Source organism: Nonomuraea diastatica, from assembly GCF_004349015.1.
GTDB lineage: Bacteria > Actinomycetota > Actinomycetes > Streptosporangiales > Streptosporangiaceae > Nonomuraea > Nonomuraea diastatica.
Genome location: NZ_SMKP01000195.1, coordinates 1 through 20,276, shown reverse-complemented (window position 1 = coordinate 20,276; position 20,276 = coordinate 1). Strand labels below are relative to the sequence as shown.

19 protein-coding genes and 1 tRNA gene are annotated in these 20,276 nt (G+C 69.5%); 15 read left to right on the top strand and 5 right to left on the bottom strand.

The genetic code is table 11. From position 1 onward, the window contains the following. On the bottom strand, window positions 1-502 hold a 502-nt coding region (locus tag E1294_RS43270), incomplete at its 3' end, for a MarR family winged helix-turn-helix transcriptional regulator (protein WP_132517136.1). 69 nt (window positions 503-571) lie between these two features. On the opposite strand from E1294_RS43270, the gene E1294_RS43265 reads away from it, so the two are divergent. Genes E1294_RS43265 through E1294_RS43250 form a run of 4 tightly spaced genes read left to right on the top strand, consistent with a single transcriptional unit; the run spans window position 572 to window position 4,394 of the window. Continuing rightward, the gene (locus E1294_RS43265) at window positions 572-1,330 is read left to right on the top strand and encodes a trans-aconitate 2-methyltransferase (protein ID WP_132517134.1); all 759 of its coding nucleotides are present in this window, start codon (window positions 572-574) and stop codon (window positions 1,328-1,330) included. 13 nt (window positions 1,331-1,343) lie between these two features. Then, window positions 1,344-1,691: a VOC family protein gene (locus E1294_RS43260; RefSeq protein WP_132517132.1), complete on the top strand. Its 348-nt coding sequence runs from the start codon at window positions 1,344-1,346 to the stop codon at window positions 1,689-1,691. Window positions 1,692-1,743: 52 nt separating this feature from the next. Further along, a complete protein-coding gene (locus E1294_RS43255; protein ID WP_132517130.1) occupies window positions 1,744-3,222 on the top strand; it encodes a CYTH and CHAD domain-containing protein in 1,479 nt (492 codons plus the stop codon). Then, a complete protein-coding gene (locus E1294_RS43250) occupies window positions 3,219-4,394 on the top strand; it encodes a cytochrome P450 (protein WP_132517128.1) in 1,176 nt (391 codons plus the stop codon). The genes E1294_RS43255 and E1294_RS43250 overlap by 4 nt, the downstream gene beginning before the upstream one ends. 6 nt (window positions 4,395-4,400) lie before the next feature. Here the strand turns inward: E1294_RS43250 and E1294_RS43245 are convergent, their stop codons facing one another. The 4 genes from E1294_RS43245 to E1294_RS43230 all read right to left on the bottom strand — a co-directional run bounded on the left by E1294_RS43245 (window position 4,401) and on the right by E1294_RS43230 (window position 9,304). Then, the gene (locus E1294_RS43245) at window positions 4,401-5,249 is read right to left on the bottom strand and encodes an NUDIX hydrolase (protein WP_246083696.1); all 849 of its coding nucleotides are present in this window, start codon (window positions 5,247-5,249) and stop codon (window positions 4,401-4,403) included. After that, on the bottom strand, window positions 5,242-7,302 hold the full coding sequence (locus tag E1294_RS43240) for an RNA degradosome polyphosphate kinase (protein WP_132517126.1): 2,061 nt from the start codon (window positions 7,300-7,302) through the stop codon (window positions 5,242-5,244). Before E1294_RS43240 ends, E1294_RS43245 begins: the two co-directional genes overlap by 8 nt. A gap of 117 nt (window positions 7,303-7,419) precedes the next feature. Further along, on the bottom strand, window positions 7,420-8,322 hold the full coding sequence (locus E1294_RS43235; protein WP_132517140.1) for a TetR/AcrR family transcriptional regulator: 903 nt from the start codon (window positions 8,320-8,322) through the stop codon (window positions 7,420-7,422). 43 nt (window positions 8,323-8,365) lie between these two features. Further along, window positions 8,366-9,304 carry an acyl-CoA desaturase gene (locus E1294_RS43230; protein ID WP_132517124.1) on the bottom strand — a complete coding sequence of 313 codons (939 nt, stop codon included), beginning with the start codon at window positions 9,302-9,304 and terminating at the stop codon, window positions 8,366-8,368. Window positions 9,305-9,603: 299 nt separating this feature from the next. Between E1294_RS43230 and E1294_RS43225 the strand changes: the two genes are divergently transcribed. The 11 genes from E1294_RS43225 to E1294_RS43175 all read left to right on the top strand — a co-directional run bounded on the left by E1294_RS43225 (window position 9,604) and on the right by E1294_RS43175 (window position 20,257). Beyond that, window positions 9,604-9,675: transfer RNA gene (locus tag E1294_RS43225), tRNA-Gln, on the top strand. Window positions 9,676-9,801: 126 nt separating this feature from the next. Further along, entirely contained in the window at window positions 9,802-11,250 is a 1,449-nt protein-coding gene (glmU, locus tag E1294_RS43220; protein ID WP_132517122.1) for a bifunctional UDP-N-acetylglucosamine diphosphorylase/glucosamine-1-phosphate N-acetyltransferase GlmU, read from the top strand. Between the two features lie 64 nt (window positions 11,251-11,314). Continuing rightward, window positions 11,315-12,292 carry a ribose-phosphate diphosphokinase gene (locus E1294_RS43215; protein WP_132517120.1) on the top strand — a complete coding sequence of 326 codons (978 nt, stop codon included), beginning with the start codon at window positions 11,315-11,317 and terminating at the stop codon, window positions 12,290-12,292. Window positions 12,293-12,432: 140 nt separating this feature from the next. Beyond that, window positions 12,433-13,047: a 50S ribosomal protein L25/general stress protein Ctc gene (locus E1294_RS43210; RefSeq protein ID WP_132517118.1), complete on the top strand. Its 615-nt coding sequence runs from the start codon at window positions 12,433-12,435 to the stop codon at window positions 13,045-13,047. Between the two features lie 63 nt (window positions 13,048-13,110). Then, a complete protein-coding gene (gene pth, locus E1294_RS43205) occupies window positions 13,111-13,695 on the top strand; it encodes an aminoacyl-tRNA hydrolase (RefSeq protein WP_132517116.1) in 585 nt (194 codons plus the stop codon). 109 nt (window positions 13,696-13,804) lie between these two features. Further along, window positions 13,805-15,244, top strand: coding sequence for a sugar transferase (locus E1294_RS43200; protein WP_246083697.1), 1,440 nt, complete (start codon window positions 13,805-13,807; stop codon window positions 15,242-15,244). Beyond that, the gene (locus tag E1294_RS43195) at window positions 15,244-16,158 is read left to right on the top strand and encodes an inositol monophosphatase family protein (protein ID WP_132517114.1); all 915 of its coding nucleotides are present in this window, start codon (window positions 15,244-15,246) and stop codon (window positions 16,156-16,158) included. The genes E1294_RS43200 and E1294_RS43195 overlap by 1 nt, the downstream gene beginning before the upstream one ends. 18 nt (window positions 16,159-16,176) lie before the next feature. Then, window positions 16,177-17,091 (top strand): sulfate adenylyltransferase subunit CysD, encoded by a 915-nt coding sequence (gene cysD, locus E1294_RS43190; RefSeq protein ID WP_132517112.1) that lies wholly within the window; start codon window positions 16,177-16,179, stop codon window positions 17,089-17,091. Then, window positions 17,091-18,353, top strand: coding sequence for a sulfate adenylyltransferase subunit CysN (gene cysN, locus E1294_RS43185; protein WP_132517110.1), 1,263 nt, complete (start codon window positions 17,091-17,093; stop codon window positions 18,351-18,353). Before cysD ends, cysN begins: the two co-directional genes overlap by 1 nt. Window positions 18,354-18,443: 90 nt before the next feature. Further along, window positions 18,444-19,337: a sulfotransferase family protein gene (locus E1294_RS43180; protein WP_132517108.1), complete on the top strand. Its 894-nt coding sequence runs from the start codon at window positions 18,444-18,446 to the stop codon at window positions 19,335-19,337. After that, the gene (locus E1294_RS43175; protein WP_132517106.1) at window positions 19,334-20,257 is read left to right on the top strand and encodes a glycosyltransferase family 2 protein; all 924 of its coding nucleotides are present in this window, start codon (window positions 19,334-19,336) and stop codon (window positions 20,255-20,257) included. Before E1294_RS43180 ends, E1294_RS43175 begins: the two co-directional genes overlap by 4 nt. Window positions 20,258-20,276: the final 19 nt, after the last annotated feature.

The window sequence follows — 20,276 nt, the reverse complement described above, 5'->3', positions numbered from 1 at the left end:
GGGGAGAGTCGAACGGGGCGAGGAGGGTGCGGAGGAGGGAGGCGAGGGCGCGCTGGTCGGTGGGGCCGAGGCCGGAGAGGAGGTCGTGTTCGCGGCGGAGCAGGTCGGAGAAGGCGGCGTCGACGCGGGCGAGGCCGGTCTCGGTGAGGGAGACGAGCACGCCGCGCCGGTCTTCGGGGTCGGGGCGACGCCGTACGTGCCCGGCCTGTGCGAGACGGTCGATGCGGTTGGTCATGGTGCCGGAGGTCACGAGTGTGGCCCGCAGCAGGGCGCCTGGGCTGAGTTCGTACGGTTTGCCGGCCCGCCGCAGCGCTGTCAGCACGTCGAACTCCCACGGCTCCAGGTCGTGTTCGGCGAACGCGGCCCGTCGAGCCCGGTCGAGATGCTTGGCCAGTCGTGACACCCTGGAGAGCACCTGGAGCGGTTCGACGTCGAGGTCGGGGCGCTCCGTCCGCCAAGCCGCGACGAGGCGGTCGACCTCGTCTCTAGCATCCTCGGTCATGACACAAGAGTGTACTGTCTTGACATCGAGATATCTCTCTCGATATCAATTATCTTCATGTCAAGTGATATGTGGGACCCTCTAACGTACGCCGTCTACGCGGACGAGCGGTCGAGGCCGTTCATCGAGCTGATCTCCCGGGTCGGAGCGGTCGATCCCGACTATGTCGTGGACGCCGGCTGTGGCAGCGGCGAGCTCACCGCCCAGCTGGGCGTTCGCTGGCCCGGCGCGACCGTGGAGGGCTTCGACTCCTCGCCCGCGATGATCGCCAAAGCGCGGCGGCTGGAGACCAAGGTCAGGTTCGCGGTCGCCGACGTGACCACGTGGCGGCCCGACCGGCCGGTAGACGTGATCGTCTCCAACGCCGTGCTGCAGTGGGTGCCCGAGCACCACTCCGTGCTGGAGCACTGGATCGAGGAGCTGGCGCCGGGAGGCTGGCTGGCCTTCCAGGTGCCGGGCAACTTCGACGCGCCAAGCCATGTCGCGATCCGCGAGCTGTGCGCCTCCCGCGCCTGGTCCGACCGGCTCGGCGACGTCGTCAGGCCGAAGCCGGTCGGCCACCCCCTCGACTACGTCGATCTGCTCAACCAGGGCGGCGCCCAGGTCGACGCGTGGGAGACGACCTACGTCCACGTGCTCCAGGGCGAGCATCCGGTGCTCGACTGGGTGTCCGGCACCGCCCTGCGCCCGATTTTCGACCGCCTCGCCCCGGACGAACAGCGGCGGTTCAAGCGCGACCTCGCCCCGTCGCTCGCCGACGCATATCCGGCCAGAAAGTACGGTACGCCGTTCCCGTTCAGACGGATCTTCGTCGTGCTGCAGAAATGAGAGGCCGACGCCAATGATCAGAGCACTGCATCACGTTCAGCTCGCCGCGCCCGCGGGGAGCGAGCCGCTGCTGCGGGAGTTCTACGCGGGCGTGCTCGGCCTGGAAGAGGTGCCCAAGCCGCCCGAGCTGGCCGGACGCGGCGGCGCGTGGTTCAGGGGCGAGGGGGTGGAGGTGCACCTCGGCATCGAGGACGGCTTCAGGCCCGCGCGTAAGGCCCACCCCGCGTTCCTGGTCGACGACATCGACGCCTACGCCGCGAAGATCCCCGGAGCCGTGCCGGACGACCTCTTTCCCGGCTTCCGCCGCATCTACGTCTTCGATCCGGTGGGCAACAGAATCGAGCTTCTGCAATTCGCCTGATGTTCACCTAAGGGTGGCATTATTGTCCGAAATCGGACTTTTGCGAGGTGTAGTGGGAATCGAGATCGAAGACAAGTTTGATGTCACCGCAGAGTACGACATCCCGGACCTGAGCGGTCTGGCCGAGGTCGTCGGCCCGAAGAGTTACCAGCTCGTGGCGCTCTACTATGACACGCCCGATCTGCGGCTGGCCTCACGGGGCGTCACCCTCAGACGACGACGAGGCGGCGCCGATCCCGGCTGGCACCTGAAGCTGCCCAAGGCCAAGGGCGTGCGCCAGGAGATCACCCATCCCCTCACCCGCAGCACCAAGATCGTTCCAGCGGAGCTGTGCGAGCTCGTCCGCGCCTTCACTCGCGGCGCAGAGCTCCAGCCGGTCGCCCAGCTCGACACGCGCAGGAGCGTCACGGTCCTGTTCGACGGCGACGCGAGGCTCGTCGAGATCGCCGACGACCGCGTCAAGGGCACCGTCTTGGGCGTGGAGCCCATGGTCGTGCGGTGGCGTGAGGTCGAGGCGGAGCTGCTCGAAGGCGGCAAGAAGGCGCTGCTCGCCAAGGTCGGCAAGCGGCTCAGGAAGGCGGGCGCGACCCCGTCGGCCTCCTCCAGCAAGCTCGCCAAACTCCTCGAACCCGCCCCGCTCCCCAAAGCCCCCACCGAGCCGGGCACGGCCGGCGAGATCGTCGTCGCCTACCTGGCCGGCCAGGTGACCGCCCTCCTCTCGCAGGACCCCCGCGTACGCAGGGCGGAGGACGACGCGGTGCACCAGATGCGGGTGGCCGCCCGCAGGATGCGCAGCGCGCTCAAGGCGTTCAAGACCGTCGTGACCGGCACCGACCGGCTCCAGGACGAGCTGCGCTGGCTCGGCGCCGTCCTCGGCGAGGCCCGCGACCTGGAGGTCATCAGGGCCAGGTACGGCAAGGCGCTGGACGGGCTGGCCCCCGAGCTGGTCACGGGCCCCATCCAGACCCGGCTCGGCGCGGACCTGCTCGAACGCGAGCAGGAGGCGTACGAGCGGATCAAGGACGCGCTCAGCGGCGAACGCTACTACACCCTCCTCGACACGCTCGATGCCCTCGTCTCCGCCCCGAAGCTGGGCAAGGCCGCGGCCAAGCCCGCGCAGGAGCGGCTCAGCGTCATCGCGGCGGCCAACTGGGACCGCGTGACCCAGGCGTACGACACCGCCCAGGCCATCGGGGATCCCGAACGCCGCGAGCTCGCCATGCACGACGTGCGCAAGGCGGCCAAGCGCGCCCGGTACACCGCGGAAGCGCTCCAACCCACGCTGGGCAAGAACATGGCCAAGCTTGCCGAACTCGCCGAGAACGTCCAGGAGATCCTGGGGACGCACCAGGACGGCGTGGTCGCGCAGGAGACCCTGGCGAAGGAGGCCGAGAAGGCCCGCCAGGCGGGCGAGGACACCTTCACGTACGGGCTGCTCGTCGGGATCGAGCGCAGCAAGGCCGATCGGGCACACGCCGAGTTCCCCAAGGTCTGGGCAGAGACCGTCGAAGCGGTTAACAAGGTTCTATGACGACTCTTCCGGTCATCCCCTTCGCACGGAGCCGGCTGCTCGAGGTGCCGGCCGCGTACCGGGACCTGCGCGCCAAGGAGGGCATCGCCAAGGTGCGTACCTCGCTGGGTGACGAGGTCTGGCTGGTCAGCGGCTACGAGGACGCGCGCCGGCTGTTCATCGACGCCCGGCTCGGACGTTCTCACCCGGAGCCGGACAAAGCGGCGCGCCTGTCGAGCTCCGCCCTGCTCGGCGGCCCGCAGGGCGACGCCGCCACGGAGAAGGCCGAGCACGAGCGCATGCGCAAGCTGTTCGCGCCGTCGTTCTCGGCCCGCCGGATGAAGGCGCTCGGCGACCACGTCGGATCGCTCGTCGATGAGCTGCTCGACCACCTGGCCGGGCTGAGGCCACCGGCGGACCTGCACGCCGAGCTCTCCTTCCCGCTCCCGGTGCTGGTCATCTGCCGCCTGCTCGGCGTCCCGTACGGGGACAGGGAGTATTTCAGCGGCGTCTCGGTTCGCATGAGCGACATGCTCGACCACGACAGGAGCATGGCCGCCCGCGAGGAGATGGGCGCGTACATGGCGGACCTCATCCAGCGCAAGCGTCGCGAACCGGCCGAGGACGTGCTGTCCGATCTGGCGAACGAGCTGGACGACGACGGCGCGATCTCCCGGCTCGCCGGCGGGCTGCTGTTCGCGGGGCACGAGACCACGGTCAACCGCATCGACTTCGGCGTGCTGCTCCTGCTCGGCAACCCCGGCCAGCTCGACCTGCTCAAGGCCGACCCGGGCCGTGCGCCAGGCGCGGTCGAGGAGATCCTGCGCATGGCCTCGCCGAGCCTGCACGGCCTGCCCAGATACGCCCACGAGGACATCGTGATCGGCGACGTCACGATCCGCAGGGGCGAGGCCGTGGTGATCACGCTCGGCCCGGCCAACCGGGACGAGCGGATCTATCCGGATCCGGACGTGTTCGACATCCGCCGCCCGCAGACCGATCCGCACCTGAGCTTCGGGTACGGCCCGCGCTTCTGCATCGGCGCCAGCCTGGCCAGGGTGGAGCTGGTGGCCGTGTTCAGCAGGTTGTTCCAGCGCTTCCCCGGCCTGCGGACGACCGTGCCCGTCGACGAGCTGCCGCGCAACGAGGGCAGGATCACCGAAGGGCTGGCCCGGCTGCCCGTCACCTGGTGACCGCTTTCACGCCGGGTAACGCTCGACGCTGACGACGTGCCCGCCGGCCCGGTGCAGCACGGCGAAGGCGCCCTTGCGCAGGTGCACGCTCTTGCCGCTGAGCGCTTCGATGAGAGCGGGCAACACCTTCCCGTGGCTGCACACCGCCGCGGGCGCCGTGAGGTCGCCGACCAGGGCGGGGGTCTTGCGCGGGTCCTGGCCCTCCTCGCTGAGCAGCGGCTCGATCCGCATCGTTGCTCCATGCGGCAGCGCGGCTCGGTACGGCTCCACGGTCTGGACGCACCGGACGCTGGGGGAGCTCACGAGCAGCTCGGGCCGGTAGGCGGGCAGCGCGGTGGCCAGGCTCGCCGCCTGGGCACGCCCGGCGGTGTCGAGCGGGCGCTCCGCGTCCTCGCCCGGCCACTCGTTCCTGGAGCCGGCCGAGCCGTGCCGGACGAGGACGAGGGGCGTGGTCTCCAGGGGCGCGGCGGCCAGCGCCCGCAGCAGCCCCACGTCCCACTCGTACGTCAGCAGCCGCCTGGCCTCGTCCACCGGCAGCCAGCGCAGCTCGTCCACCTCGTCACCGGGCACGAACCCGTCGTCGGCGATCGCCCTGCCCACCCAGTAGTCCACCCGCTTGAGCCGCTCGGACCTGAGGTAGTGGATGGGCGGCAGCGCGCGGCCGAGCACGACCGTCAGGCCGGTCTCCTCGCGCACCTCGCGCAGGGCGGCGGCGATCACGTGCTCGCCGGACTTCAGCTTGCCCTTGGGGAAGGTCCAGTCGTCGTAGGCGGGACGGTGGATGACGGCCACGTCGGGGCTGCTCTCCTCGCCCCTCCAGACCACGGCCCCGGCCGCGCGGAGCAGGTCAGTCATCAACGGTCCTCCAGCGGCGGGTGCCGATGAGGTGGCTCTGCAGGTCCTCGCCCTGGTGGCGGACCCAGACGCCGTCGGAGCCGAGCCACCACGTGTTGGTCGTCTCGGCCATGGCCCGGTCCATCAGCTCGACGAGGTACGTCTTGTGCTGCTGGGCCGTCACCTTGACCAGGGATTCGACGCGGCGGTCCAGGTTTCTGCGCATCAGGTCGGCGCTGCCGATCCAGACCTCCGGCCGCCGGCCCAGGCCGAACTCGTACACCCGGGAGTGCTCCAAGAAGCGTCCCAAGACCGACCTTACGCGGATATTTTCGGACAAATCTGGAATCCCCGGCCGGAGCGTGCAGATACCCCGCACCCAGAGATCCACCGGCACGCCGGCCCTGGACGCCCGGTAGAGCGCGTCGATGATCGGCTCGTCCACCAGCGAGTTCGTCTTGATCCTGATCCTGGCCGGGCGGCCGGCCTGCTGGTGGGCGATCTCCCGCTCGATCCTGGCCAGCAGCCCGCTGCGCATGGAGTGGGGGGCGACCAGCAGCCGCCGGTAGGCGGAGTGGTTGGAGTAGCCGGTCAGGTGGATGAACAGGTCGGTCACGTCCTCGCCGACCAGCGGGTCCGCGGTGAGCAGGCCGAAGTCCTCGTACTGGCGGGCGGTCTTGGGATTGTAGTTGCCGGTGCCGATGTGGCAGTAGCGGCGCAGCTCGCCCGAGGCCTCCTGGCGGATCACCAGCGCCAGCTTGCAGTGTGTCTTCAGCCCGACGACGCCGTAGACGACGTGGCAGCCGGCGCGTTCGAGCTTGCGGGCCCAGGAGATGTTGGCGTGCTCGTCGAAGCGGGCCTTGATCTCCACGACCACCACGACCTGCTTGCCCGCCTCGGCCGCGTCGATCAGGGCGTCCACGATGGGCGACTCGCCGCTGGTGCGGTAGAGGGTCTGCTTGATGGCCAGGACGCGGGGGTCGGCCGCGGCGACCTCGATGAAGCGCTGCACGCTGGTGGCGAACGAGTCGTACGGGTGGTGCAGCAGCAGGTCGCGCTCGCGCAGGATCGAGAAGACGTCGTCCTCGGCGTTGATCACCTCGGCGGGCACGAACGGCCGGTAGCCGAGTTCACCGCGGTCGAGGTCGGCGATGGCGTGCAGGCCGCTCAGGTCGAGCGGCCCCGGCAGCCGGTAGATCTCGTGCGGCGCCAGCTCCAGCTCCTCCACGAGCGGCGCCAGCACCTCGGGTGTGATCGTGTCCTCGACCTCCAGCCGCACCGGCGGGCCGAAGCGCCGCTTGAGCAGCTCCTTCTCCAGGGCCTGCATGAGGTTCTCCGTGACGTCCTCGTCCACGTCGAGATCCTCGTTCCTGGTCACGCGGAAGACGTGGTGCTGAAGGATCTCCATGCCCTTGAAGAGCTGGCCGAGATGCGCCGCGATGACGTCCTCCAGCGGCACGAACCGGTCCTTGGACGCGGGGACGAACCGCGGCAACTGCGAGGGGACCTTGACCCGCGCGAAAACGGTGTGGTCGGTCGACGGGTTGCGCACCAGGACGGCCAGATTCAGGCTGAGCCCTGAAATATAGGGAAAAGGATGGGCGGGGTCGACGGCCAGTGGCGTCAACACCGGCCTGATCCGCTCCCTGAAGAGCTTGCGCAGCTCCGTGCGCTCCTCCCGGCCCAGGTCGTCCCACCTGACGATCTCGATGCCCTCGCCCGCCAGTTGAGGGAGGATGTGGTGGTGGAAGGCCGCCGCGTGCCGTCTGGCCAGCTCGTCGGCGACCGTGCCGATCCTGGCCAGCTCTTCACGGGGCTTGAGCCCGCTCTTGGTCCGCAGCAGCAGGCCGGTGGCCATCCGCCGTTTCAGCCCGGCCACCCGTACGCGGAAGAACTCGTCGAGGTTGCTCGCGAAGATCGCCAGAAAGCGCACCCGTTCCAGCAGCGGGAGCGAGGCGTCCTCGGCCAGTTCGAGCACCCGCTCGTTGAACTGGAGCCAGCTCTCCTCGCGGTTGAGGAATCTTTCCTGGGGGAGGGGCAGGTCGTTGGCGGGGTGAAACGCTTCCGCGGACATATGGCGTATATTGCCCCGATTGGTTGAACAGAACGTTAACGTAGTCGCAACGGCTCACCTCATCGGTCAGCCCTGCTCAACCTCATCGTCACCCGTGATGACCTGCGTGTTCAAGAGTCACTCTTGATGATCTACCTGGCCTAGACGCGCCGCGCGCTCGGCCAGCCGGGCCTCCCGCTGACGGATCTTCTCCTCCCGCTCGCGGGCCTTCTCGGCCTCCTTCAACAGCCGCTCGCGCTCCTTCAGCTCGCGTACCCGGGCCTTCTCGGCCTCTTTGAGCTCGCGCTGGCGGATCTTCTCGGCCTCCTTGAGCTCCTTCTCGCGCGCCTTCTCCAGCTCGCGCAGCTCCTTGTCACTGGCGCGCGCCTTGACCGGCGGCGTCAGCTTGCGGGTGGTGAGGCTGATGGCCGGGCTGGGGTTGAGCCCTGTCAGACCGTTCCACGCCAGGTTGACCAGATGGGCGGCCACCTCCTCGCGCCCCGGCTTGCGCACGTCGAGCCACCACTGCCCGGTCAGCGCCACCATGCCGACCAGCATCTGCGCGTACATCGGCGCGAGCTTGGGCTCGTAGCCGCGGGCGGCGAACTCGTCGGCGAGGACGTCCTCCACCTGGCTCGCGATTTCGCTGATGAGGCTCGCGAACGTGCCCGTGCCCGAAGCGGCGTGGGAGTCGCGCACCAGAATGCGGAAACCCTCGCTGCTCTCCTCGATGTACTGCAGCAGGGCCAGTGCGGCCCGCTCCAGCTTGATGAGGGAGTGGGAGGCGGCGAGGGCTTCAGTGATCATGCCGAGCAGCGTCTGCATCTCGCGGTCGACCACGACCGCGTAGACACCTTCCTTGCCGCCGAAATGTTCGTAGACCACGGGCTTGGACACCTGCGCGGTAGCGGCGATCTCTTCGATCGAGGTCCCGTCGAACCCCTTCTCCGCGAAGAGCGTGCGGCTGATGCGGACCAGCTGCTCTCTTCGCTCGCTACCGGACATGCGCCTGCGGGATCGGGGTTCCGTCACGGTCTCCATAATGACGGCCACGGCGGCGTGGCCGCCCTTCGGCTGTTCGGCTTCAGGCAATGCGTTTCGCCGCCAGCCGCTCCGGAGTAGGCCAGCGGACGTCGTACGCCCAGCCCAGCCGCTCGAAGATGCGGATCAGCCCGGCGCTCAGGTCGATCTGGCCCTTGAGCGCGCCGTGCCTGGCGCAGGTCGGGTCGGAGTGGTGCAGGTTGTGCCACGACTCGCCGAAGGACGGGATGGCCAGCCACCACACGTTGCGCGACTTGTCACGCACCTGGAAGTCCTCCTCGCCGAAGACGTGGCAGATGGAGTTGATGGACCAGGTCACGTGGTGCAGCAGGCCGATGCGGACGAGCGAGCCCCAGAACAGCGCGGTCAGCGCGCCCTGCCAGGACCAGGTGATGAGCAGGCCGAGCAGGCCGGGCAGGATAATCGAGACGAGGGCCAGCGGGGCGAACCACTTGTGCAGCTTGATGACGTCGGGGTCCTTGCACAGGTCGGGGGCGTACTTCTCCCTGTTGGTGCGCTCGCTCTCGAACAGCCAGCCCATGTGGGCGTAGAGCAGGCCCTTGGTCATGTTCTTGACGCCGGGGCCGAAGCGCCACGGCGAGTGCGGGTCGCCCTCCTTGTCGGAGAACTTGTGGTGCTTGCGGTGGGTGGCCACCCAGTCGAGCACCGACATCTCCAGCGACAGGCTGCCGGCGATGCCCATCGCGATCTTGAGCGGCCGCTTGGCCTTGAACGATCCGTGCGTGAAATAGCGGTGCAGGCCGACGGTGACGCCGAGCCCTGAGACGACGTAGAAGACGAGGGCGATCGTGACGTCCGTCCAGCCGAGGCCCCAACCCCATGCCAGCGGTACGGCCGCCGCGATCGCCACGAGGGGCAGCCCGACGACGAGGGAGAAGGTGACGAGTTCGGTCTTCGACCGTGGCTCTGGTTCGAAGTCCGGCTTCGGGGCAGGGCTGGAACGTGCGGTGGTAACGGTCATGGGCGACCTCCAAGGGCCTTTATGGGGACGAATGTCCGGCTACGCAACCGTAACCTACGCCAGCGTAAGTAAGGAAGACCTAAGCCTGGAATATGGTGAAGGTGACGATCCGCCGGGCAAGGTGGGTGGGGTTCGTGCCTTGCGACTTTTTGACCGGTCTGTTAAGGGTGAGTTATCCGCATCGCCGCTCTCACCTGGGTGGATCACCCGCCACGCGGAGCCGGGGCGTAATTCCGGGCGCGCGCGCACGTGCGGGCTCGGTATCGTAGGGACGTGTCGGACGCCACGTGTCCGATCTGTCCCGGATCGTCTAATCGGCAGGACAAGTGGTTTTGGTCCACTTTGTAGGGGTTCGAGTCCTCTTCCGGGAGCTTGGAGGTGATCCCCCCGCTGAGCGTCCTGGCTGAGGCCAGGTATCCTCACGGTGTCGGGAGGGTGTCGGTGCGGTAGCCGCACCGAACAACCCTGATCCGTCCAGCCACAGGGAGCCTCAGTCCGTGAGTGTGCCGCGCCCGGCAGCCGTCATCGTCCTCGCCGCGGGCGAGGGCACCCGGATGAAAAGCCAGACCCCGAAAGTCCTGCACGAGCTGTGCGGCCGCGCGCTGCTCGACCACATGCTCGCCGCCGCCCGCGATCTCGGCCCCGAGCGGCTCATCGTGGTGATCGGCCACGCGCTCGAACGCATGCGTGACCACCTGGCGGCCACCAGCCCCGACGCGCGCGCCGTCGTCCAGAACGAGCAGCGTGGCACCGGCCACGCCGTACGCACCGTCCTCGAAGAGGTCGGCACGATCTCCGGCACGGTCCTGGTGACCTACGGCGACGTGCCGCTGCTGCGCCCCCAGACGCTCGCCACGCTGCTCGAACGGCACGACGCCGACGGCAACGCGGTCACCGTGCTGACGGCCGAGGTCCCCGACCCGACCGGCTACGGGCGGATCATCCGCGACGAGTCCGGCGCCGTGCTGGAGATCGTCGAGGAGAAGGACGCCGACGCCGGGCAGCGCGCCATCAAGGAGATGAACTCCGGCATCTACGCCTTCGACGGCGAGCTGCTGGCCGACGCCGTCAAGCGGGTGTCCGCCGACAACGCCCAGGGTGAGGAATACCTCACCGACGTGCTGGCCATCCTGCGCGGCGACGGCCACCGGGTCGGGGCGTGCGTGGCCGGCGACTTCGTCGAGGTCGAGGGCGTCAACGACCGCGTCCAGCTGGCCGCCGCCCGCCAGGTGCTCAACCGGCGCCTCCTGGAGGCCCACATGCGCGCCGGCGTCACGATCATCGACCCCGCCGGCACCTGGATCGACGTGAGCGTACGCATCGCGCCCGACGCGGTGATCCACCCGGGCACCCAGCTCCACGGCGACACCGTCATCGAGGCGGGCGCCGAGGTCGGCCCCGCCACCACGCTCACCGGCACCCGGGTCGGGGCGGGTGCGACCGTCCGCAACGCGGTCTGCGACCACGCCGACATCGGGCCGGAGGCCAACGTCGGCCCCTACGCCTACCTCCGCCCCGGCACGGTGATCGGCCGCAGGTCGAAGGCAGGCACGTTCGTCGAGATGAAGAACACCAAGGTCGGCGAGCGCTCCAAGGTGCCGCACCTGTCCTACGCCGGTGACGCCACGATCGGCGACGACGTCAACATCGGCGCCTCCACCGTCTTCGTCAACTACGACGGGGTCGACAAGCACCACACCACTGTGCGCGACGGCGCGTTCGTCGGCTGCGACACCATGCTCATCGCCCCCGTGACCGTCGGCGACGGCGCCTACACTGCGGCGGGCTCGGTGATCGCCGACGACGTCCCTCCGGGCTCGATCGGCGTGGCACGAGCGCGGCAGCGCAACATCGAGAAATGGGTCCTGCGCAGGCGCGCGGGCACCAAGTCGGCCGCGGCCGCCCAGCGGGCGCTGGCCGAGCAGGATCAGGAGAAAGAAGCATGACCGAGCTTGCCGAGGTCATCGAGCAGCACAGCACCGTGGTCGTGAGACCGACGAAGGGGGTCTCATGACCAGCATCAAGCAGCCAGGCGAGAAGAATCTCATGCTCTTCTCCGGCCGGGCCTACCCCGAGCTGGCAGAAGAGGTGGCCGAGCACGTCGGTGTCTCCCTCACACCGACCAAGCTCATCGACTTCGCCAACGGCGAGATCTACGCCCGCTACCTCGAGTCCGTACGCGGCTGTGACGCCTTCGTCATCCAGAGCCACACCGGGCCCATCAACAAGTGGATCATGGAGCAGCTCATCATGGTCGACGCGCTGAAGCGGGCCTCCGCCAAGCGCATCACCGTGGTCATGCCGTTCTTCGGCTACGCCCGCCAGGACAAGAAGGGCCGCGGCCGCGAGCCCATCACGGCCAGGTTGATGGCCGACCTGTTCAAGACCGCCGGCGCCGACCGGCTCATGTCGATCGACCTGCACACCTCGCAGATCCAGGGCTTCTTCGACGGCCCGGTCGACCACCTGTTCGCCATGCCGGTGCTGGAAAACTACCTGAAGAACAAACTCGACCTGGCCAACACCACCATCGTCTCGCCCGACACCGGCCGTGTCCGCCTGTCGGAGCGCTGGGCCGACACGCTCGGCACCCCGCTGGCGTTCATCCACAAACGGCGCGACCTCGACGTGGCCAACTCGGTCAAGGTCAACGAGGTCGTCGGCACCGTGCGCGGCCGCACGTGTGTGCTGATCGACGACATGATCGACACCGCGGGCACGATCTGCAAGGCCGCCGACGCCCTCTACGAGCAGGGCGCCACCAACGTCATCGCCGCCGCCACCCACGCGGTCTTCTCCGACCCGGCGGTCGACCGGCTGAAGAACTCCCGCATCAGCGAGGTCATCGTCACCAACACGCTGCCGCTGTCGCCGGCCAACAGGTTCGACAAGCTGACCGTCCTGACGATCGCGCCGCTCATCGCCCGCGCCATCACCGAGATCTTCAAGGACGGCTCCGTCACGAGCCTTTTCGAGGGCGACACGTGATCGAGCGGGCGAGTGAAGGCCGGTCGGCCGGAGGCCGGCCAGCCGGTAGACTACAGGGGTTGCGCTCGTAACGCCTTCCGCTAGGGCGGGTGAGGGGGAGCGCTCACCGATCCGATCATGATGCATCCCTAGGAGATGTCGTGTCTGAAGTACGTATCGCCGCCGAGCAGCGCACCGCGTTCGGCAAGGGCGCCGCCCGCAAGATCCGTCGCGCGGACAAGGTGCCCGCCGTTCTCTACGGGCACGGCACCGACCCCCAGCACCTGACCCTGCCCGGCCACGAGGTGCTGCTCGCGCTCCGCACGCCCAACGTGCTGATCCGCCTCGAGGGTGACGGCGTCAACGAGCTCGCGCTGCCCAAGGGCGTGCAGCGCGACCCGATCAAGGGCTTCGTCGAGCATGTCGACCTGCTCCTGGTCAAGAGCGGCGAGAAGGTCACCGTCGAGATCCCGGTCACCACGGTCGGCGACGTCCACCCCGACGGCCTGCTCGACCAGCAGCTCGTCTCCATCGCCGTCGAGGCCGAGGCCACCCACATCCCGACCGGCGTCGAGGTCAGCGTCGAGGGCCTGGAGGTCGGCAGTGTGATCGCCGCCTCCGACCTCCCGCTCCCGGAGGGCACCACGCTGTCCGCCGACGCCGACGCCGTGGTCCTCCACGTCATCAACAAGCCGGTCGAGGCTCCGGAGGAGGGCGCCGAGGCCGAGGGCGAGGCTGCCGAGGCTCCCGAGAGCTCCGAGGCCTCCGCCGAATAACGGGTTGTCAGGACAACGGGGCGGCTTCGCGCGAGCCGCTCCGTTGCGCTATGAGGGGATCACATGGATCGCTGGCTGATCGCCGGGCTGGGCAATCCAGGGCCCGAATACGCGGGCAACCGGCACAACGCGGGCTTCATGGTGCTCGACGAGCTGGCCTCCAGGGCCGGCGGGCGGTTCAAGGCGCACAAGAGCCGGGCCGAGGTCTGCGAGACCCGCCAGGCCATCCTCGCCAAGCCCCTGACCTACATGAACCTCTCCGGCGGGCCCGTCAAGGCGCTCTCCGACTTCTACAAGATCGGCCCCGACCGGCTGATCGTCGTCCACGACGAGCTCGACGTCCCCTACGGCGCGCTGCGGGCGAAGCTCGGCGGCGGCGACAACGGCCACAACGGCCTCAAGTCGATCACCAAGGTCCTCGGCACCCGCGACTACCTGCGGGTGCGTTTCGGCATCGGACGCCCGCCCGGCCGCATGGACCCTGCCGCCTACGTGCTCAGAGACTTCGCCACCGCCGAGCGCAAAGACCTGCCCTTCCTCGTCGACCGGGCGGCCGACGTGGTGGAGTCGCTGATGGCCCGCGGCCTCGAGGCCACCCAGAACGACTTCCACCGGGCTGATCTACACATTTCCGGCCCACCTCGCTGATCGCCGCATAGAGTCGTTCGCCGGTTCACCCGCTTCCCCGCCGCTACGATCTGTGACTGTCCGTACGGGAATGGTCACCGGGGAGGCGCGTGTGCGCGGTGAAGGGCTCATGGCCGTCGCCGGAAACGGTCATGTCGTCTCCTGGGGAGCCGGGCCGCGCGTGCCCTCCTGGGTGCGCTCCTACCGGCTGCGCGCCGTGCTGGCCGACCTGTGCGGGGCGGGCGCCGCGGCCACGATCGCCTTCACGGTCAGGTTCGGCGGGCTCACCCCCTACGTGCTGCCGTACCTCCTGGTCAGCCTGGCTCTGCCGGTGGTGTGGTGCTGCGCGGTGGCGCTCAACAGGGCTTACGAGCCGCGCATGCTGGGCGTCGGCTCCGAGGAGTTCCGCAGGATCCTGCAGGCGGGCGTGGCGCTGACCGCGGTGACCGCCATCGGCTCCTACGTGACCAAGACCGACGTCGCCCGCGGCTACGTCGTGCTGGCGCTGCCCCTGGTCACCCTCTTCACGCTGGTGCTCCGATACGGTCTGCGGCGCTCGCTGCACCGGCGCAGGGCGGCGGGCGAGTGCATGCGCCGGGTGGTCGCGGTCGGCCACCCGGTCGCGATCATCGAGCTGATGCGGCTCTTGCGCAGGGAACGCCACCACGGCATGGACGTCGTGGCGGCCTGCCTGCCCGGCGGCCGGGCCGGAGAAGGCGTGGGCGAGGTGCCGGTCGCCGGCGACTTCAGCGACGTGCCGATCGCGGTCGGCCAGTACACCGCCGACACCGTGGCCGTGCTCGCCTGCCCCGAGATGGACGGCCAGGCGCTGCGGCGGCTGGCCTGGCGGCTGGAGCGCACCCACACCGAGCTCGTGGTGGCACCCGCGCTGATGGACGTCGCCGGCCCGCGCACCACGATCAGGCCCGTCGCCGGGCTGCCGCTGCTGCACGTGGAGCATCCCGAGCTCACCGGGGCCAGGCAACTGGTCAAGAACGTCTTCGACCGGCTGGTCGCGGCCGCGCTGCTCGTGCTGCTGGCGCCCGCGCTGGTGGTGCTGGCGATCGCCGTCCGCGTGACGAGCCCAGGGCCCGCGCTGTTCCGGCAGACCAGGGTCGGCAAGGGCGGGAAGCTGTTCACCATCGTGAAGTTCCGCACCATGAGGCGCGGTTCGGAGCGGCAGAAGATCACCCTGGTCAGCGACCGCGACGGGCTGCTGTTCAAGATGCGCAACGATCCGCGTGTCACGCCGCTCGGCGCGCTGATGCGCCGCCACTCGCTCGACGAGCTGCCCCAGCTCATCAACGTCGTACGCGGTCACATGTCGCTCGTCGGTCCCCGCCCGCCGCTGCCCGAGGAGGTGGCGCGCTACGGTGACGACGTGCGCAGAAGACTCCTCGTACGCCCTGGGCTGACCGGGCTGTGGCAGGTCAACGGTAGATCTGACCTATCGTGGGAGGAATCCGTCCGTCTAGATCTGCGTTACGTCGAGAACTGGTCCCTCACCCTGGACCTCCAGATCCTGTGGAAGACTTGGTCGGCCGTCGCCCGCGGGCAAGGAGCTTATTGATGACGATTCGCGACGATCACGCCCTCGCCGCTGACCTGGCCACCGAGGCCGGCGAGCGGCTGCTGAGGATCCGTGAGCGCACCGGGTTCGACGACCCCGCGGCGCTGCGGGCCGAGGGCGATCGCGCCGCCCACGTCCTGCTGATGGAGTCGCTGTCCAGGCTGCGGCCGAGCGACTGCGTGCTGTCGGAGGAGGCCACCCGCGAGGAGCGGCTCGACCCGCGCCGGCTCACCGCCGAGCGGGTGTGGATCGTCGATCCTCTGGACGGCACCCGCGAGTTCTCGGAGCGGCGAGCAGGCCCCGGAGGCGGTAGCTTGCGTGACCACGAAGGGGCCGTGGGGAGCGCGACCACGGGCACAGAGCGGCGAGCAGGCCCCGGAGGCGGTAGCTTGCGTGACCACGAAGGGGCCGTGGGGAGCGCGACCATGGACGCGCAGCAGGGCCGGTCCGACTGGGCCGTGCACGTGGCGTTGTGGGAGCGCGGCAGGCTGGCCGCGGGCGCCGTGGCGCTGCCCGCCCAGGGCCGCACGCTGACGACCGCCGACCCGCCCAAGCCTCCCGCCCACGTGAAGGGGCGTTTCCGCATCGCGGTGAGCCGCACCCGGCCGCCCGAGTTCGTCCAGAAGCTGGCCTACCTGGTCGGCGCCGACCTCGTGCCGATCGGGTCGGCAGGGGCGAAGATCTCGGCGGTGCTCACCGGCGAGGTCGAGGCGTACGTACATGCCGGGGGCCAGTACGAGTGGGATTCCGCCGCGCCGGTCGCCGTCGCCCTGGCCGCAGGGGTTCACGCGAGCCGCATCGACGGCTCCGAGCTGATCTACAACCAAGCCGACCCGTCCCTACCCGATATCCTGGTTTCCCTACCCGAGCTGGCGGCATCCCTGCTCGCCGGGATCCGGGACCTGCACCGCTGACCTCCGGAGGAAGCTTCCATGCTCCAGCGCGACTACACGACGTCGCAGCTCGACGTGCTCGAGGCAGAGGCCATTCACATCATGCGTGAGGTGGCCGCCGAGTTCGAGCGTCCATGTCTGCTCTTCTCCGGAGGCAAGGACTCGATCGTCATGCTCCGCATCGCGGAGAAGGCGTTCTGGCCCGCGCCCATCCCGTTCCCGCTCATGCACGTCGACACCGGCCACAACTTCGACGAGGTCATCGAGTTCCGCGACCGCCGCACGGCCGAGCTCGGCGCGCGCCTGATCGTGGCCAGCGTGCAGGAGTCGATCGACCAGGGCCGGGTCGTCGAGCAGACGGGCCGGCGCGCCTCGCGCAACCGCCTGCAGACCACCACGCTGCTCGACGCGATCGAGGCGCACGAGTTCGACGCCGTGTTCGGCGGAGCGAGGCGCGACGAGGAGAAGGCCAGGGCCAAGGAGCGGGTGTTCTCCTTCCGCGACGACTTCGGCCAGTGGGATCCGAAGAACCAGCGCCCCGAGCTGTGGAACCTCTACAACTCCCGCATCCGCAAGGGCGAGCACATCCGCGTCTTCCCGCTGTCCAACTGGACCGAGCTCGACGTCTGGGACTACATCAGGCGTGAGGGCATCGAGATCCCCTCCATCTATTTCGCCCACACCCGCAAGGTGTTCGAGCGCGACGGCATGCTGCTGCCCGACGCCGACGTCGTCCAGCGCGGTGACGACGAGCCGCTGTTCGAGGCGGTGGTGCGCTACCGCACCGTGGGCGACATGACCTGCACGGGCGCCGTGCAGTCCCCGGCCACCACGGTCGAGGAGATCATCGAGGAGATCGCGGCCACCAGGATCACCGAGCGCGGCGCCACCAGGGCCGACGACCGGTCGTCCGAGGCCGCCATGGAGGACAGGAAGAGAGAGGGCTACTTCTGATGGACATCCTTCGCTTTGCCACTGCGGGGAGCGTCGACGACGGCAAGTCCACCCTCATCGGACGGTTGCTCTACGACTCCAAGGCGATCTTCGAGGACCAGCTCGAGGCCGTCGAGCGCACCTCGCGCGACCGCGGCACCGAATACACCGACCTGTCGCTGCTGACCGACGGGCTGCGCGCCGAGCGGGAGCAGGGCATCACGATCGACGTGGCTTATCGCTATTTCGCGACACCGCGCCGTAAGTTCATCATCGCCGACACGCCCGGGCACATCCAGTACACCCGCAACATGGTCACCGGCGCCTCCACGGCCGACCTGGCGATCATCCTCATCGACGCCCGCAAGGGGGTGCTGGAGCAGTCGCGGCGCCACGCGTTCCTGGCCTCGCTGCTGCGCGTGCCGCACCTGGTGCTCGCCGTCAACAAGATGGACCTGGTCGACTACTCGCAGGAGCGGTTCGAGGAGATCAGGGAGGAGTTCACGTCGTTCGCGTCCAAGCTGAACGTCGGCGACCTCACCTTCATCCCGATCTCCGCGCTCAACGGCGACAACGTGGTCTCCCGCTCGGAGAACATGCCCTGGTATCTCGGCACGTCGCTGCTGCACCACTTGGAGAACGTGCACATCGCCTCCGACCGCAACCTGACCGACGTGCGCTTCCCCGTCCAATACGTGATCCGCCCGCAGCGGGCCACCGACCACGCCTTCCACGACTACCGCGGCTACGCCGGCCAGGTGGCGGGCGGCGTGCTCAAGCCGGGCGACGAGGTGATGCACCTGCCCTCCGGCCTCACCACCCGGATCGCGTCGATCGACACATTCGACGGTCCGGTGGAGGAGGCGTTCTCGCCCATGTCCGTGACGCTGCGCTTCGAGGACGACCTCGACATCTCGCGCGGCGACATGATCGCCAGGCCCAACAACCAGCCGCACGTCGCGCAGGAGCTGGAGGCGATGGTCTGCTGGATGGCCGACGGCATCAAGCTGACGCCGCGCACCAAGCTGACGATCAAGCACACCACCCGTACGGCGCGCGCCCTGGTGCGCGACCTGCACTACCGGCTCGACGTCAACACCCTGCACCGGGACGAGGAGGCCACGTCGCTCGGCCTCAACGAGATCGGGAGGGTGTCGCTGCGGATCACCCAGCCGCTGTTCGTGGACGACTACTCCCGCAACCGGATGACCGGCGGGTTCATCCTCGTCGACGAGGCCACGAACGGCACGGTCGCCGCCGGCATGGTCATGGACGCGCACTGAGGTAGATCTTTTGGCTGATCCGTGACCGTTTGATTACGCTCCGCGCTAGGGTTGTCGCGTTCCGTGTTGGCGACGCGAAGGCCCTTTTCCTTGACCGACCACCCACCTACCCGGGTCATCTACCTGGGCGGCCTCGGCCGTAGCGGCACCACGCTGCTGGAGAGGCTCCTGGGCGAGCTGCCCGGCGTGGTGGCGCTGGGAGAGGTGGTGCACCTCTGGGAGAGGGGCGTCCTCGCGCAGGAGCTCTGCGGGTGCGGTGCGGCCTTCCCTGCCTGCGCCTTCTGGCGTGCGGTCGGGGAGCGGGCGTTCGGTGGTTGGACCACGTCAGTGGCCGGAAGGGTCCTGACGCTGAGGCGCCGGGTCGACCGCACCCGCAGAATCCCGCGCATCGCGCATCCCGACCTGGCCGAATACGCGCGGGCGTACCAAACGCTCTACGCCGCCGCGGGCGCGCCGGTCGTGATCGACTCCAGCAAGCACGCGTCCCTGGCGTGCTGCCTGGTCGCCGCGGGCGTGGACGTGTCGATCGTCCACGTGGTCCGAGACCCGCGCGCCGTCGCCCACTCCTGGGGCAGGACCGTCGAGCGCCCCGAGGACGGGCGTCCCATGACCCGCTGGGGCCCCGCCAGGACCGCCGTCCACTGGACGGCCCAGAACGCCGCACTCGAGCTTCTCGCCGGGCGCGGGGCGCGAGTGATCCGCGTCCGCTACGAAGACCTCGTCGCCGCGCCCGTGGCCACCCTCACCCGGCTGGCCCATGGCCTCGGCCTGGCCACGGCGGAGCTGCCCTTCATCGACGGCTCGACCGCCTGGCTCGGCCCCTCCCACACGGCTTCGGGCAACCCGATGCGCTTCCACGTGGGGCGGGTGGAGCTGCGGCGGGACGACGCGTGGGTGTCGGGGCTGGCGGGCCGCGACCGGCGCGCCGTCGACGTTCTCACCTGGCCGCTCCGAGCCCGGTACGGCTATCGGAGCGCGGCATGACACGATCCGTCGGCGTGGTGATCCCGACCCGCGGCAACCGCCCCGCCCAGCTGCGCGAGGCCGTGGAGGCGGTCCTCGCCCAAGACCATCCCGGCGGGATCTCCGTGGTCGTGGTGGCCGACACCCCTGACGCCGAGCCGGCCGCCGCGGCCCGCGACGTCGCCCGGCAGGTGGCCGATGTGGCGGCCGGATCGTCCCCTCGGGTCCGGGTCCTGCCCAACGCGCTCACCCCCGGGCTTCCCGGGGCACGCAACACCGGCATCTCGGCGTGCGACACCGACCTCGTCGCGTTCTGCGACGACGACGACGTGTGGTTGCCCGGCAAGCTCACCGCGCAGGTGCGGGCGCTGCGTGACGGCGGCGAGTTCGCGAGCTGCGGCATCGAGGTCGAATACGCCGGCCGCCGGGTGACCCGCCTCGCCGGCGCCTCGACGGTGACGGCCGGCGACCTCGTCCGTTCGCGGATGGTGATGGTGCACTCGTCGACGTTCCTGTTCGAGCGCGGCTCGTTGTGGCTGGACGAGTCCGCCCCCGCAGGGCAGAACGAAGACTGGGACCTCGCCCTGCGCGCCGCCAGGCGCCGGCCGATCGTGCAGGTCGACCGTCCGCTGGTCCGGGTGCGGTGGGGCGGATCCCACTACGCGACGCGCTGGGCCGACCGCATCGCCGGGCTCGACTGGATGCTCGCCCGCCACCCCGAACTCGCGGGGGATCCTCGTGGGGCGGCGCGGGTCTACGGCCAGCTCGCCTTCAGCCACGCCGCGCTCGGGCACCGCCGCGAGGCCGCCCGCTGGGCGTTGCGCACGTTCGCGGCCCGGCTGGGCGAGCCGCGCGCGCCGATCGCGCTCGCCGTGGCGGCCGGTCTCGTCTCCGCGCCCACCGTCCTCGCCGCGCTCCACCACAGGGGGCACGGCATTTGACCCCGCCCCACGCCACCAC

What these genes read in the sequence shown, in the direction of transcription:
- E1294_RS43265 (WP_132517134.1), top strand. Translation starts at nt 572, where the DNA reads ATGTGGGACCCTCTAACGTACGCCGTCTACGCGGACGAGCGGTCGAGG.
- E1294_RS43260 (WP_132517132.1), top strand. Translation starts at nt 1,344, where the DNA reads ATGATCAGAGCACTGCATCACGTTCAGCTCGCCGCGCCCGCGGGGAGC.
- E1294_RS43250 (WP_132517128.1), top strand. Translation starts at nt 3,219, where the DNA reads ATGACGACTCTTCCGGTCATCCCCTTCGCACGGAGCCGGCTGCTCGAG.
- E1294_RS43245 (WP_246083696.1), bottom strand. Translation starts at nt 5,249, where the DNA reads ATGACTGACCTGCTCCGCGCGGCCGGGGCCGTGGTCTGGAGGGGCGAG.
- E1294_RS43240 (WP_132517126.1), bottom strand. Translation starts at nt 7,302, where the DNA reads ATGTCCGCGGAAGCGTTTCACCCCGCCAACGACCTGCCCCTCCCCCAG.
- E1294_RS43235 (WP_132517140.1), bottom strand. Translation starts at nt 8,322, where the DNA reads ATGGAGACCGTGACGGAACCCCGATCCCGCAGGCGCATGTCCGGTAGC.
- E1294_RS43230 (WP_132517124.1), bottom strand. Translation starts at nt 9,304, where the DNA reads ATGACCGTTACCACCGCACGTTCCAGCCCTGCCCCGAAGCCGGACTTC.
- E1294_RS43215 (WP_132517120.1), top strand. Translation starts at nt 11,315, where the DNA reads ATGACCAGCATCAAGCAGCCAGGCGAGAAGAATCTCATGCTCTTCTCC.
- pth (WP_132517116.1), top strand. Translation starts at nt 13,111, where the DNA reads ATGGATCGCTGGCTGATCGCCGGGCTGGGCAATCCAGGGCCCGAATAC.
- E1294_RS43200 (WP_246083697.1), top strand. Translation starts at nt 13,805, where the DNA reads ATGGCCGTCGCCGGAAACGGTCATGTCGTCTCCTGGGGAGCCGGGCCG.
- E1294_RS43195 (WP_132517114.1), top strand. Translation starts at nt 15,244, where the DNA reads ATGACGATTCGCGACGATCACGCCCTCGCCGCTGACCTGGCCACCGAG.
- cysD (WP_132517112.1), top strand. Translation starts at nt 16,177, where the DNA reads ATGCTCCAGCGCGACTACACGACGTCGCAGCTCGACGTGCTCGAGGCA.
- cysN (WP_132517110.1), top strand. Translation starts at nt 17,091, where the DNA reads ATGGACATCCTTCGCTTTGCCACTGCGGGGAGCGTCGACGACGGCAAG.
- E1294_RS43175 (WP_132517106.1), top strand. Translation starts at nt 19,334, where the DNA reads ATGACACGATCCGTCGGCGTGGTGATCCCGACCCGCGGCAACCGCCCC.